Annotated in this window: 14 protein-coding genes and 1 tRNA gene; 2 read left to right on the forward strand and 13 right to left on the reverse strand. The window is 41.6% G+C overall.

Annotation, left to right across the window (positions count from 1 at the left end; all coding sequences use genetic code 11):
• Positions 1–108: 108 nt before the first annotated feature.
• The 5 genes from DXC10_RS01500 to kduI all read right to left on the reverse strand — a co-directional run bounded on the left by DXC10_RS01500 (position 109) and on the right by kduI (position 5,505).
• Entirely contained in the window at positions 109–693 is a 585-nt protein-coding gene (locus DXC10_RS01500; protein WP_101541978.1) for an RNA polymerase sigma factor, read from the reverse strand.
• A gap of 826 nt (positions 694–1,519) precedes the next feature.
• Entirely contained in the window at positions 1,520–2,392 is an 873-nt protein-coding gene (locus DXC10_RS01505) for a hypothetical protein (RefSeq protein WP_233519840.1), read from the reverse strand.
• Between the two features lie 39 nt (positions 2,393–2,431).
• Entirely contained in the window at positions 2,432–3,667 is a 1,236-nt protein-coding gene (locus DXC10_RS01510) for a DUF4861 domain-containing protein (RefSeq protein WP_101541979.1), read from the reverse strand.
• A 107-nt stretch (positions 3,668–3,774) separates the two neighbouring features.
• Positions 3,775–4,578: a gluconate 5-dehydrogenase gene (locus tag DXC10_RS01515; RefSeq protein ID WP_101541980.1), complete on the reverse strand. Its 804-nt coding sequence runs from the start codon at positions 4,576–4,578 to the stop codon at positions 3,775–3,777.
• Between the two features lie 84 nt (positions 4,579–4,662).
• Positions 4,663–5,505 carry a 5-dehydro-4-deoxy-D-glucuronate isomerase gene (gene kduI / locus DXC10_RS01520; protein ID WP_101541981.1) on the reverse strand — a complete coding sequence of 281 codons (843 nt, stop codon included), beginning with the start codon at positions 5,503–5,505 and terminating at the stop codon, positions 4,663–4,665.
• A gap of 177 nt (positions 5,506–5,682) precedes the next feature.
• Between kduI and DXC10_RS01525 the strand changes: the two genes are divergently transcribed.
• On the forward strand, positions 5,683–7,191 hold the full coding sequence (locus DXC10_RS01525) for a hypothetical protein (RefSeq protein ID WP_117737224.1): 1,509 nt from the start codon (positions 5,683–5,685) through the stop codon (positions 7,189–7,191).
• 177 nt (positions 7,192–7,368) lie between these two features.
• Here DXC10_RS01525 and DXC10_RS01530 read toward each other — a convergent pair.
• From DXC10_RS01530 to DXC10_RS01565, 8 genes are all read right to left on the reverse strand, one after another.
• A tRNA-Gln gene (locus tag DXC10_RS01530) sits at positions 7,369–7,439 on the reverse strand.
• Positions 7,440–7,531: 92 nt separating this feature from the next.
• Positions 7,532–8,824, reverse strand: coding sequence for a tyrosine--tRNA ligase (gene tyrS, locus DXC10_RS01535; RefSeq protein WP_101541983.1), 1,293 nt, complete (start codon positions 8,822–8,824; stop codon positions 7,532–7,534).
• A 77-nt stretch (positions 8,825–8,901) separates the two neighbouring features.
• On the reverse strand, positions 8,902–9,579 hold the full coding sequence (locus DXC10_RS01540; protein ID WP_117737225.1) for a TatD family hydrolase: 678 nt from the start codon (positions 9,577–9,579) through the stop codon (positions 8,902–8,904).
• A gap of 48 nt (positions 9,580–9,627) precedes the next feature.
• Positions 9,628–9,849 carry a membrane protein insertion efficiency factor YidD gene (yidD, locus tag DXC10_RS01545; RefSeq protein ID WP_117737226.1) on the reverse strand — a complete coding sequence of 74 codons (222 nt, stop codon included), beginning with the start codon at positions 9,847–9,849 and terminating at the stop codon, positions 9,628–9,630.
• The gene (rnpA, locus tag DXC10_RS01550) at positions 9,846–10,316 is read right to left on the reverse strand and encodes a ribonuclease P protein component (protein WP_101541986.1); all 471 of its coding nucleotides are present in this window, start codon (positions 10,314–10,316) and stop codon (positions 9,846–9,848) included. The genes yidD and rnpA overlap by 4 nt, the downstream gene beginning before the upstream one ends.
• A gap of 116 nt (positions 10,317–10,432) precedes the next feature.
• On the reverse strand, positions 10,433–11,185 hold the full coding sequence (locus DXC10_RS01555; protein WP_101541987.1) for a uroporphyrinogen-III synthase: 753 nt from the start codon (positions 11,183–11,185) through the stop codon (positions 10,433–10,435).
• A gap of 4 nt (positions 11,186–11,189) precedes the next feature.
• The gene (locus DXC10_RS01560) at positions 11,190–11,921 is read right to left on the reverse strand and encodes a DUF4271 domain-containing protein (protein ID WP_101541988.1); all 732 of its coding nucleotides are present in this window, start codon (positions 11,919–11,921) and stop codon (positions 11,190–11,192) included.
• Positions 11,918–12,505, reverse strand: coding sequence for a TIGR00730 family Rossman fold protein (locus DXC10_RS01565; RefSeq protein WP_117737227.1), 588 nt, complete (start codon positions 12,503–12,505; stop codon positions 11,918–11,920). Before DXC10_RS01565 ends, DXC10_RS01560 begins: the two co-directional genes overlap by 4 nt.
• A 152-nt stretch (positions 12,506–12,657) precedes the next feature.
• Between DXC10_RS01565 and DXC10_RS01570 the strand changes: the two genes are divergently transcribed.
• Positions 12,658–13,065 carry a DUF2809 domain-containing protein gene (locus DXC10_RS01570; protein WP_101541990.1) on the forward strand — a complete coding sequence of 136 codons (408 nt, stop codon included), beginning with the start codon at positions 12,658–12,660 and terminating at the stop codon, positions 13,063–13,065.
• Positions 13,066–13,160: the final 95 nt, after the last annotated feature.

Genomic DNA, 13,160 nt, shown 5'->3' on the forward strand with positions numbered 1-13,160 from the left:
ATATATAAGAGTGAAAAGTTCTGTTTTACTCCTCACTTTTTTTTAATATTTTATCAATCCATAGGATTTCATCTTTAGAGTCTACTTAAATAATGTGGAAACAGGCTCTTATACATCTTTCATCAAATGGCGTAATTTCACGATAGCACGTCCCACCAAGTTCATGCAAGAGTGCGTAGAAATTCCCATAATCTCTTCCATCTCTTCCCAATTCATTTCTTTGATGAACCGCAGGTAGATGGCATGACGTTGGTTGGCATTTAATTTATCGTAACTTTGACGCAACTTATGTATTCTATCCATTTCCCAGTCATCATGACCGAAAAGACGGAATAATTCTTCTTCCGAAATCGATAATTCAAAATTCAACTCTTCTACCCCTATATTCCGCTCCTTATCCTGCAAAACTGCTATGATATTGTTCCGGATAGACATCAGTAAATAAGACGTGACATTACGAATGGGGGAGGACTTACGCAAATTGTAGAGGGCTAAAAACAAATTTTGGATACAATCTTTTACCAACTCTTCATCCGAACACAAGTGCATACCATAATTATAAAGGGAGTCAAAATGTCTGCTATATAAAAGGGACAATGCAGATTCATCTTTGTGCAACATCATCTTCCAAAGAACTTCGTCACTCAAAGTCTCTTCATCTTGTTCCTTATTGTTTTCCTTAAATGTTTTCATAGTAAAAAATAGTCTTTAACTTGTTTCTTATCACTTACATTTTAAAAATAGAGTTTTTTTGAAAAAATGAGACAATTTAAATTTATTCTTTCAAATTATAATATTAATAAGCAATACCTTTTTTCTCAATTAACATTACTGTGTAACGTCATGATATTTATTGTTGGTAAGTATTTCCTCAGCGAAATCTACTTCCTTTTAACATTCTGATACAAGGATAAAATAAAAAGTTAAACTCCTATTAAAAAATGATTGCAATAAAAAACAAAAAAGCTTCCATATCTGCTCAATAACTACTTTATTTGATTATAATAAAGATGTATCTTCCGGATTTTAACGGAAATCGACTGGCAATATATAACAAAAGTGTTGAACCTGCAAGTAAGAAAGCGAAAATGTAATTTATGCATAATATGGAATACTATATTTCATTTAGTGAAAACGGAGTGTCTTGAAATTTTTGATTCACGTCATGAAAAGTAACATAGTCATGTATGGACGGTACAGAATCAAGACATGGGGTACAGAGTTAATATAATAGATAGTCAAAGTGTTAAGTAGAGAAATAGATAGTAGAAATGTTTATCTGCTAATGAGAGCATTAAAAGAATTTTGTCCGGGAATAAAAGGTATACCGGCAGACAAATGGGTAAGGACAGGAGATACTACCGAAACTATGAACCAACATTCGATTCGTAAAAGAAATGGTCAAAATATCAGTTTTAAGATTATTATCGAAGATAATTTAAACAGATACGTATAGACCGAAGGCTTGCATCTGTTAGTCTCAGATGCAAGCCTTCGTTTTATTATAAAAGAAAGAAGCTTATGCTGTTTTCTCAACTTCGTTCTCCAGTCCCAGAAGCACCATAGTCCATCCCTTGAACACCAGATAAAGCGCTACCAAAGAGATCAGTCCGACAATCATACCCGTCAACGGGAAGAGGTCGATAACCGCAGCTACCAGCAAAACGATCATACTGATACGCAACTTACCTGCACCTTCCTGTCCCTCTGTGCCAAGCGAGACAGACTGCTTCATATTGCCATATCCCAGAAACTCAAAGATAAACCCGATAATCAACAGAATACCTGCAATGATACCTCCCAACAAAGGGATCCAGCCGAATATCACAGCTACAATGCCCAGTATCACAGCTATCTTCAAACGTGAAACACCTTTAACACCATCAGCATCCAAAGAGTCTTTCAGTTTACCCAGCCCGATGAAGTAGAGTACCAAGCCTACCAATGCAGCAATACCGGTCATGGTTGTATCGCCTATACCATCATAAACATGCAGTAATATGGCTATCAGAATAAGATAAGCTCCCTGGCTGCCCCAACTCTTCCATTGTATGCCCAAGTTACCCTTACTCATAAACAAAGCAACCAACAAAGCTACCAGAGCAATATAATCCAACCATCCCGGCATATCAGGAATCAATGTTAACAAAGCAATAAGCATACCTCCTCCGGCAATTGCCAGAAATGGCGTCGGAACCGGACCTGCTTCCTTATGGAAACTATACAACGCCATCGCACCACCGATGATACCTACAAGCTTACAGCAGAACACCGGAATGTCAAAATCGGGTATACCGATAATCGATCCTAAATCCGGCAACAAAGTACACAACAATAATAACATGCAGAATTGCAATTGCAAGAATTTCTGCTTCTTTACTTTTTCTTCCATAATATTAGATAGTTTAAAATTATAAATAAATTGGTTGATTTACTTACTTATAGATACTGTCAACGGATTGCGTACCTTCTGCGCAAAGTCCGCCATATATTGGTTCCAAGCCTCGGGAGTCTTGATATCTGCCTTATTCCAGGCAAATCCCCAGTAGTATACATAATCGGAACCCGGCTCGTAATCACTGATAGCGAGTACATGTCCGTCGGCATTATTACGTTGTTTCTTCTCCTGTTCTGAGAAAAGAACAGCTTTAGCTTCTTTTACAACCGTAGGTACAGCAGCCCCCATAAAGATCTTACCGTTATTAGGACCATTAGTCGGATCTACGTATGTGATGTATCCATCGGCAGCATTTGTAACCACAGCCCCGTCCGGTTCGTGCAACACGATACCTGCAGCAATCGGAAGAGCTTCTTTCAAGTTACTATAAGACACTGCAGTCTTGTTCAGATGAGAACCTGCATCCAACGTAATCAAACGAGTCTCTACAACTGTTGTGTCACCTTTTACATTCAGGGGATTGAACACCAGCTTTGCAGTGAAACGCAACGGACCGTTATCCAAGATTTCCTGGTCTTTATAACACCACGGATAAACGATGGTGTCGTTCACCATCAATGCAGCTACCCCGGCTCCGAGCGTAGGACCTACCGCATAGCAGTCCATACCATGTCCATGATCGATATGATAAGACATTTCACGCAGAAGCTTACCGGCAGTCTTCGGGTCGGTCTTTTTCAGTTCATTCAGTTCGGCACGTCTTGCTTTGTCTGTTTCTTTAGCATACATGGCTTCCAACATGGGCTCGGTCGTATCTCTTTTGGTAAACAGGTCGTAGCCATAGCCACGCTCACCTTTTGCCTGCAAGGCCGGACCGTAAGCACGGAAAGCTACAAGATCATTTTCCCAAGCAACGTCATCGAGACGATTAGGATAATATTTACCACAAGCCTTTACGTCGAAAGTCTCGGGAATACCTGCTTTGATAGTATAAACGACATTGCCATTGGCAGCTACCGTAACCGGAAAGATAACTTTCTCATCGTATGTAATCTGATAGGGCACTTGTCTGCCATCAGCATTCAAGACTACGATCTGCGCCGTGTCTGCCAGGTTCAGTTGATTGGAGATTTCGGCCATAGACACCTCTACTATTTCGTTAGAGCGCTCCATAGCCAACGGATTGGTAACTGTTACAGTTACTGTCTTGCTTTCACTGCAAGCGAAGCAAAACATAGCCGTCATACATAATAAAAGGAGTTTTTTCATTGAATTGAGAATGGAGAATGAATAATCAGAAATGAATAATAATGAAAATGGATAATTGAAAAACGGGGAGTCCCATTATCAATTATCCATTTTCAATTATCAATTACTTATTTAGGTTGTTTTCCGATATAAGCCAGGATACCGCCGTCTACATAAAGGATATGTCCGTTAACAGCGTTAGAAGCTTCAGAAGCAAGGAACACAGCAGGACCAGTCAGTTCTTCGGGATCCAACCAACGGCCGGCCGGAGTCTTGGCACAAATGAATGTATCGAACGGATGACGGCTACCGTCGGCTTGCTTTTCACGCAGAGGAGCAGTTTGAGGAGTAGCGATATAACCCGGACCGATACCATTACATTGGATGTTATATTCGCCATATTCAGAGCAAATATTACGGGTCAACATCTTCAAGCCACCCTTAGCGGCAGCGTATGCAGATACAGTCTCACGGCCAAGTTCGGACATCATAGAGCAGATGTTGATAATCTTACCGTGACCTTTCTTCATCATAGCAGGCAACACAGCCTTAGAAACGATGAACGGAGCATTCAAGTCAATATCAATAACTCTACGGAAGTCGGCAGCTTCCATTTCGTGCATAGGTACACGACGAATGATACCGGCATTGTTTACAAGGATATCGATAGTGCCTACTTCTTTCTCAATAGTAGCTACCATAGCCTGTACGGCAGGTTCGTCAGTTACGTCACATACATAACCGTGAGCTTTGATGCCTTTAGCAGCGTATGAAGCTAAACCTTTGTCTACTAATTCCTGGTTGATGTCGTTGAAACAGATTTTTGCACCTTGTTCTGCAAAAGCTGAAGCGATAGCAAAACCGATACCATAAGAAGCACCTGTAACGAGGGCTACTTTACCTTCCAAAGAAAAATTCAAATACTGATTCATGATGTTTATTTATTTTAGGTTGAAAAATGTTATTACAAATTATTATCTAAAACACAAACGGCACAGCCGCCTCACTTGTTATTCTTACTTTAAATCGGTAATCAAAGAGAAGTCCTGATCGCCATAATCCAGGTTCTCGCCACCCATACCCCATATAAAAGTATAATTATGAGTCGCAGCGGCAGAATGGATAGACCATTCGGGAGACAAGACAGCCTGATCGCCCTTCATCCACACATGGCGTGTCTCGTCTACTTCACCCATAAAGTGGCAAATGGCATGTTCTTCGGGAATTTCAAAATAGAAGTAAGCTTCCATACGGCGGCTATGTACATGCGCAGGCATCGTATTCCATACACTGCCCGGAGCCAATTCCGTCATACCCATCTGCAACTGGCAGGTAGGCAACACCTGGTTCACTAACATCTTGTTGATGTTACGGTGATTAGAACCTTCCAAGCTACCCATTTCGGCAACTACAGCTTCTTTTTTCGTCACTCTCTTATCAGGATAGTTGCGATGAGCAGTCACGGAATTAAAATAGAACTTAGCGGGTTTGGCAGCATCCAGGCTCTCGAAAGTGACTTCACGATCGCCCGAGCCCAAGTAAAGCGCCTCTTTATAATCAAGTTCGAACACAGCGTTTCCGGCTTTCACAATGCCGGGACCACCTACATTGAATATACCCATTTCGCGACGGGTCAGAAAATAAGGAGCTTTCAGAGGATCGATAGCCTCAAGGCTCAGTACCTCGCCTGCCGGCATGGCACCACCTACCACCATACGGTCGTACATGGAATATACCATATTAACTTCGTTCGGGGAGAATACCTTCTCTATGAGGAAATCGCGACGTATTCTTTTTGTATCATAACTCTTCGCATCTTCGGGATGCGCGGCATAGCGAATTTCATAGTTCGTTTTCATGATTTTATTACGTTTTAAGTTATAAAGTCAGTTACCTGATTGCACGTCGTTTACGTACACGATGCAAATGTAGCAAAAGAAAACGGCAATGCATTGCTTTTTTGTTCCAATTATCTGTCAATATTGTACAAAGAAAGAAAAAATCCATTAGTTTTGCAATCAACCTACATAAAGAAAATGAATAATCTATCTGAAATATCCGGATATCTCCATTTTAAGGAAAAACACGACAAGTTGATCTTACCGGCAAATTGTGCGGAAGATTTAAATCTGAATGAGTTATTTGGAAGGCTGGACAACTGCCACTCGTGCATAGGCCAGCAATATTTATATTATTTTCTATTATCCGGGAAAGATTCGGGCATGGGCAAACAGGAAAAACTCATCGCAACTTTATCTACCGATAGTGAACTACGTAACTTCCTGACAAAGACACTGGATAAGCTAAAACATCCGGATGCTTATTCCATAGCATCCATTCTGGAAAACCCGGTTATCAACATGTCCCAATGGGAGAAACGTTGTATTCAGATTTGCCGTTTTCTCCCTTTACTGTTTCTTGCCTTGCTGCTCATTAACCATTCGCTGATAATTCTTATTCCGCTTATCTGCTCATTCCTTGCAAATATTTTCCTGCACTATCACAACAAAGCTAAAATACAAGAATACTACTTCTCCATTCCGCAGCTTCTTCAACTGATTAAAAAGGCGGAGCAATTGGCACAAAGACAGGAATTATCCGCCACCAGTCCTGAAATCGCAAACGACCTCAAAGTCGTGAAAGGACTGAAACGATATATCTCTTATTTCCGTTTCAACCTTCGCCTGGAGAACGATATGGCTATTATAGCCTATCTCATCGCCGAACAAGTACGGATATTCTTTCTGTACGAAGCTTACGCAGTGTTTAGGACTTCCGACTTATTGAAAGACAAGATTTATGCCATCCACAACATTTACCGTTTCGTAGGTTTCCTTGATATGATTGTTTCTGTAACAGAACTTAGGGAAACATTACCTTACTACTGTCTACCCGGAAAGAACAGTGAAGGAGAACGGTTACGTGCACAAGCGGTATATCATCCTTTAATAAAAGATTGCATAGCAAACGACCTTGTTTTGCATGACAAATCCGCACTGATAACCGGTTCGAACATGTCCGGTAAAACGAGTTTCATCCGTACCATCGGCATTAATCTATTGGCAGCCAAAGTTCTGGATACTTGTTTCGCCCGATGTTTTGAAATAGATACCGACTTGATTTTACTCTCGTCCATCCGCCAGAACGACAACCTTGCAGAAGGCAAAAGTTACTTCATGCAAGAAGTTCTGACCATCAAAGATTTTGTCAACCAAAGCAATGGTAATTGCATGTTCCTTTTGGATGAGTTATTCAAAGGCACCAATACCCAAGAAAGAATTGCCATCACGCAAGCCGTTCTTTCCTGGCTGGCAGAAAAAGGGAATTTAGTCCTCACCTCTTCACACGATATAGAACTTTCCAACCTTTTAAGTAACAATTACAAGTCATATCATTTCTGCGAGGCTGTAAAAGAAGATGTTTTATACTTTGACTACAAGCTAAAGACAGGAATTACAACAGAACGAAACGCCATCAAGTTATTGGAAAGTTGCGGATATCCTCCCGAACTGACTCGAAGCGCACACTTATATCTTTCCGATTAAATCGGCCTACATTCCAACCTTTGTTTTAACGCTTGTGCCACCATATTGGCACAACTTTGCCTATTCGGTGGCACGACCGTGCCAATTTAATGGCAATGCTGTGCCAATATGGTGGCAATACCCATGGGTTAGAAAACAAAAAGCTCCGACAATCATCGATTATCAGAGCCTTTCTTGTTGGACTACCAAGATTCGAACTTGGACAAACAGAACCAAAACCTGTTGTGCTACCATTACACCATAGTCCAAACTTATGTGCTTTCTGTTAAAAAGCGGTGCAAAGATAGAATTATGTCCCGAAATATGCAAATATTTCGGGACTATTTTTTTGTATCCCTTGTTATTTAGCAATAATCAAGTAATAATTCTTCTTGCCACGCTGCACCAGCAGGTATTTTTCATCCAACAAATCGGCAGTGGTAACTACCTGATCGAAAGCTGTCAGTTTCTCTTTGTTCAAAGAAATGCCACCACCTTGCACAAGCTTACGCATTTCGCCTTTAGAAGCGAATACAGGGGCATTGTCTACAAATAAATCAACTGCTTTCACCCCGGCCGACAATGCATCTTTGGATACCTCAAACTGAGGTACTCCTTCGAATACGGCAAGCAATGTGTCTTCATCCAATTTCTTCAAGGCATCGGAAGTAGCGTTACCGAAAAGTATGTTGGAAGCATCAACGGCCGCGTTGAAATCTTCTTCGGAATGAACCATAATGGTCACTTCCTTGGCCAGACGCTTTTGAAGGACACGCAGATGCGGAGCCGCTTCATGTTCGGCAATCAGCGCGTCAATTTCTTCTTTGGACAACGCCGTGAATATCTTGATGTAGCGGGCCGCATCGGCATCGCTCACGTTCAGCCAGAATTGATAGAATTTGTATGGAGAAGTATAACGAGGATCCAACCAGATGTTTCCGGATTCGGTCTTGCCGAACTTACCGCCGTCAGCTTTCGTAATCAGCGGGCTTGTCAAGGCAAATACCTCACCGCCATTAGTACGACGGATCAGCTCTGCTCCCGTAGTGATGTTGCCCCACTGGTCTGAACCACCCATCTGCAACTTACAACCTTTGGTTTCGTACAGATGCAAGAAGTCGTAGCCCTGCAACAGCTGATAAGTAAATTCCGTAAAAGAAAGACCGTCACGAGCCTCACCGTTCAAACGTTTCTTTACAGAATCTTTAGCCATCATATAGTTTACGGTGATATGCTTGCCCACTTCCCGTGCAAAATCAAGGAAAGAGAAGTTTTTCATCCAATCATAGTTGTTTACCAACTCAGCACGGTTAGGAGCATCCGATTCAAAGTCCAGGAATTTGCTCAACTGTTTCTTCATGCCTGCCATATTGCGTTGCAGCGTTTCTTCAGTAAGCAGATTACGCTCTGCCGATTTCCCTGAAGGATCACCAATCATACCCGTAGCTCCTCCAATCAATGCCAACGGTTTATGTCCGCAGCGTTGGAAATGACGCAATATCATCACACTGCAAAGATGTCCGATGTGCAAAGAGTCCGCAGTAGGGTCGAAACCGATATAAGCGGTAACTTGTTCCTTAGCCAGAAGTTCTTCTGTACCCGGCATCATATCGTGGAGCATGCCACGCCATTTTAATTCTTCTACAAAATTCATCGAATGATTACTGATTAATTATTTGATTTATACTTTGTAAGTGCAAAAGTACGACACTTTATCTGAACAAACAACTCTTATCGCTTAAAAAAGACTTTACCGATATTCTCCCGAATCGTTTCTTCAAGTTGTTCCAAGGATATTCCACGTACTTTGGCAGCGCACTGATAAAGTTCGGTTATAGGTATCCTGCTTTCATCCGTCTCTAAGAAAAGGCAACCGGAAGGAATTGTGCGGAGCGCGTCCGCCTGATACTTTTCGCCAAAAGAGAGATAGAAACCATGACGGAGAAATTCCTGCGCTAAAGCAGGCTTCCCACGGAAACCATGAATAATCCAGGGAACAGAAGGGCATAAAGTTTGTTTTAGTTTCAACAATTCGTCTACGGCTCTCACTAAATGAATGATTAACGGCTTGCCTATCTCATCGGCAAGACGTGCCTGGTATTCAAAAACTTTTATTTGTACGTGGACGGGAGTATCGATAAGCTTATCCAACCCTGCCTCTCCTATTGCCAGCACCTGTGGATGAGCAACCAACTCGCGGGAAAACATTCGTTCGGCTTCATTCTGAATAGCCAACCGTCCGGCTTGCATACTATCCTCAAAAGATGAATGAACTCTCCAGGGATGTATGCCCACAGAATACCAGCCTCCTTCTTGAGGAGTAAATTCCTCAGGATAATAATTTACGATGGCCGTACCGGGTGTTTGCAGTAAATTATGAGTATGTATATCGACGGGAACTATTGTCATCAAAAGAGAGGTTGCATTTAGTGGGAGAATGAATAATAAAGAAATTTATCAAGGCACAGGGTCGTATCCTGAACCTCCCCAAGGATGGCAACGCAAAATTCGCCTGATTGCCAGGTAAAGCCCTTTTAAAGGGCCATGTTTTTTGATCGCTTCAACAGCATATTGAGAACAGGTAGGAGTAAAACGGCACGAAGGAGAAATCATGGGAGAAATACACCTCTGATAAAAATAAATGGGAAGCAACAACGGATATGAAAGCAAACGTTTCATGGTTCTTGCACCGATTGAGTTTCCTCAGCTCCCATAGCAATCGCTTCAGCAGTTGCAACTGTTTCAACAACTTCCTCCTTTTCGATAGTTAAGATTTTCTCGGCAATGCGAGCCAAAGCGGTTTTCATTCTTTCTTCTATCACCGAGAAAGCCACCAAGTCATCCGACAAATAAATAAAAGCGACCGCCAACCGAATTTGCTTTTGAGCCAATACATTCAATAGTTCCTGCTTATTCACACGGTACGCCTCACGTATCCGACGCTTCATACGGTTGCGTTTCACCGCCCGCTTGAAATGGCGTTTTGAGACACTGACAAGGATGGAAACAGGTGCATCCAACTCCCCGACCGGCAGATATACCACACGCAAAGGAAAGACAGAAAACGAACGTGATCCGCCCGCAAACATCTTTTCTATTACTTTTTTTCTATTGAGCCTTTCGGGCTTACGCAGGGTATTTGCCACTTATATAATTATGAGTTACATATTACAAATTACGAATTACAAGATTACAGGAACATGACTCTCGCCACATATTTCCAGCCGTAACTTGTAATTCGTAATTTGTAACTATATAAGGTTTATTTTCCTTTATTATTCTCCTTGATAAACATATCAAGTGCAGCCGTCATAGAAGGAGCCTGCACGCTGGGAGCTTCCAAGTCCAAACGAAGTCCGGCATCACGAACGGCTTGCGCAGTTGTTGAGCCAAATGTTCCGATTTTAATTTCTTTCTGCTCAAAGTTCGGGAAGTTTTTCTTCAAGGAAGTTACACCTGCCGGACTGAAGAACACAAGCATGTCGTAATCAAACGCTTCATCAGGAGTAAAATCATTGCTCACTGTACGGTACATCACAACTTCCGTATGCTGAATCTTATTCTTATCCAATAGATTTTTGATTTCATCTGAATGTACATCCGACATCGGCACGAGATATTTTTCAGTCTTATGCTTTACGATGGAGGGTAAAAGATCATCGAACTTTCCGGTATTTCCGAAGAAAATCTTGCGTTTGCGATATTGCACATATTTTTGAATATACAAAGCAATCGTTTCGGTCACACAAAAGTATTTCATGGTTTCCGGTATAGTCACTCTCAATTCCGTGCAAAGATGGAAAAAGTGGTCAATGGCATGACGTGACGTGAAAATAACGGCAGTATGGTCCAATACAGAAACTTTTTGCTGTCTGAACTCTTTCGCGGAAAGGCTCTCCACTTTGATGAACGGGCGAAAATCTATTTTCACACCATACTTTTCGGCAATGTCGTAGTAAGGAGATTTCTCTGATGCCGGTTTCGGCTGCGACACAAGTACTTTCTTAATTTTCAATGTCCTAAAAATTTATTATCAAATAATCATTTAGTTGAATCATACCCCGATACAACATGAAACAAGGAATGATTTCAAGGGCACAAAAGTACAAAATTAAAAGCAAACCGCCACATAAATTGTTACAAAAAAGCTTTAACCACTTGTATAACATCAATATTTTAGTAAAAAAGGCTAAAAGCAATCCGATTATCATTGTAGACTGCAAATTCAAATCAAAATAGACAACGAACAGAGCAAAGGGGAAAAGGGCAAACCCCAAATAATAAAGTAGTGTAGAATAAGACTCTAGCCAAAGAGTTGTTGTACCTTCGTCAAAAAAAATCCAACCTAAAAAAGAATATATCGCCCATTTCAGAAACAGATATACAAGACAGGTTCCGACATAAATTCCCAATAAAATGAAGGGCGGTACCCTCTGTACCAAATCGGGAATTGTATCATTAAAGTAATTGAACAAACAAACCCCCGCAAGTATACAGGTTTGTAAAATAAGCAAAAGTAAATATCGCATATCAGCAGCCGTAGAAGTAGCAAATATGCTGGTACGTTCGCGATGAAGCAGAAAATCTTTTACCAACTGAAGCAAAAATTTACGGCTACGGGACAAGACATAAGCTGACAGGAAGAAACAACATAGCAGAATCACAGTAATGCCATCGTCCATTCTTGGAGAATAAGGAATAGGAATTCCTTCCGTCCCCGACACCATCCAAGCTATCAACAGGTTTATCATATCGCTGCAAACTTACGGATAGAGACATCCCAAAGAGGAGTGCCATACATCAACTCCACAGCTTTCTGCGGTGTCTGTGCCACATGCCAGATAGCGCCATGCTGCTCGCGCATAAAGTTTTCATCCACCGCTTTCCGGAGCATATCAAGCAGAGGGTTAAAATAACCTTTCACATTCAGTATGATAATCGGATTCAGATAGAGCCCCAGCTGCTTCCAGGTGATGACTTCAAGCAGTTCCTCCAGTGTGCCGCATCCACCGGGCAAAGCAATAACAGCGTCACTTAGATCAGCCATCATCTTTTTACGTTCATGCATGCTTTCCACTTCAACAAGTTCGGTAAGTCCCGTATGATGCCAACCTTGTTCCACCATGAAACGGGGAATCACACCGGTCACTTCTCCCCCGGCAGCAATCACGGCATCGGCTACAGCAGACATGAGTCCCATATTCCCCGCACCGTTAACCAGGCGGATATGCTTTTCTCCCAACAGCCTCCCCAATTCACGCGCCACATCAAAATAAACCGGGTCAATCTTTGTGCTTGAGGCACTGTATACACATACGGAAGTTATCTTATTCATCGTCTTACTCTATACCTTATATTATATGGGGACAAAGGTACATGATTTCAAGGAGATTTGAAATAAGAGATACAAAATTCAAACTTAAACAATGGAAGTTATCCCATTCTACTGATTTTTCCTAAATTTGCCCTAATTTAAAATCCCACCCTATGAAATACCGACGTTGGGCATATCTAGTTATTACTTTCCTTGTCATATTGACTGGCCTTGCTTCCCGGAGATACGGTGAACTGTTACCCGCATTCATTGCAAAATATGCCGGTGACACGCTTTGGGCCGTTATGGTTTATGGAGGATTACGTTTTCTTTTTCCTTCCGTATCTGTATTTACAGCTGCTATGAGTTCCTTACTCTTTGCTTATGGAATTGAAATCAGTCAACTATATCAAGCTGATTGGGCAAATGCCGTGCGAAACACTCCGCTTGGCTCATTGATTTTCGGACACGGTTTCCTATGGTCGGATATGATATGCTATACCGTTGGAATAGTGTTCTCTGCCACTATAGACTCTTACTTTTCTTCTTCTCGCCGGAAACTTCCATCCGGTAAGTTATGAATGCAAGGATTTTCAATCCCGACCGGTTATTGCCTTGCAATTAAACTGCGAAAAACCGCCCGAAGAATAACCGACACCTTCTCTGTAAACTGACC

The sequence above is a fragment of the Bacteroides sp. OM08-11 genome, from assembly GCF_003438665.1.
GTDB lineage: Bacteria > Bacteroidota > Bacteroidia > Bacteroidales > Bacteroidaceae > Bacteroides > Bacteroides cutis.

Coding starts and splice junctions, on each gene's coding strand:
- yidD (WP_117737226.1), bottom strand. CDS start 9,849: ATGAAACGTTTGCTTTCATATCCGTTGTTGCTTCCCATTTATTTTTAT.
- DXC10_RS01510 (WP_101541979.1), bottom strand. CDS start 3,667: ATGAAAAAACTCCTTTTATTATGTATGACGGCTATGTTTTGCTTCGCT.
- kduI (WP_101541981.1), bottom strand. CDS start 5,505: ATGAAAACGAACTATGAAATTCGCTATGCCGCGCATCCCGAAGATGCG.
- DXC10_RS01540 (WP_117737225.1), bottom strand. CDS start 9,579: ATGACAATAGTTCCCGTCGATATACATACTCATAATTTACTGCAAACA.
- DXC10_RS01500 (WP_101541978.1), bottom strand. CDS start 693: ATGAAAACATTTAAGGAAAACAATAAGGAACAAGATGAAGAGACTTTG.
- DXC10_RS01525 (WP_117737224.1), top strand. CDS start 5,683: ATGAATAATCTATCTGAAATATCCGGATATCTCCATTTTAAGGAAAAA.
- DXC10_RS01570 (WP_101541990.1), top strand. CDS start 12,658: ATGAAATACCGACGTTGGGCATATCTAGTTATTACTTTCCTTGTCATA.
- DXC10_RS01515 (WP_101541980.1), bottom strand. CDS start 4,578: ATGAATCAGTATTTGAATTTTTCTTTGGAAGGTAAAGTAGCCCTCGTT.
- DXC10_RS01505 (WP_233519840.1), bottom strand. CDS start 2,392: ATGGAAGAAAAAGTAAAGAAGCAGAAATTCTTGCAATTGCAATTCTGC.
- DXC10_RS01565 (WP_117737227.1), bottom strand. CDS start 12,505: ATGAATAAGATAACTTCCGTATGTGTATACAGTGCCTCAAGCACAAAG.
- tyrS (WP_101541983.1), bottom strand. CDS start 8,824: ATGAATTTTGTAGAAGAATTAAAATGGCGTGGCATGCTCCACGATATG.
- DXC10_RS01560 (WP_101541988.1), bottom strand. CDS start 11,921: ATGATAAACCTGTTGATAGCTTGGATGGTGTCGGGGACGGAAGGAATT.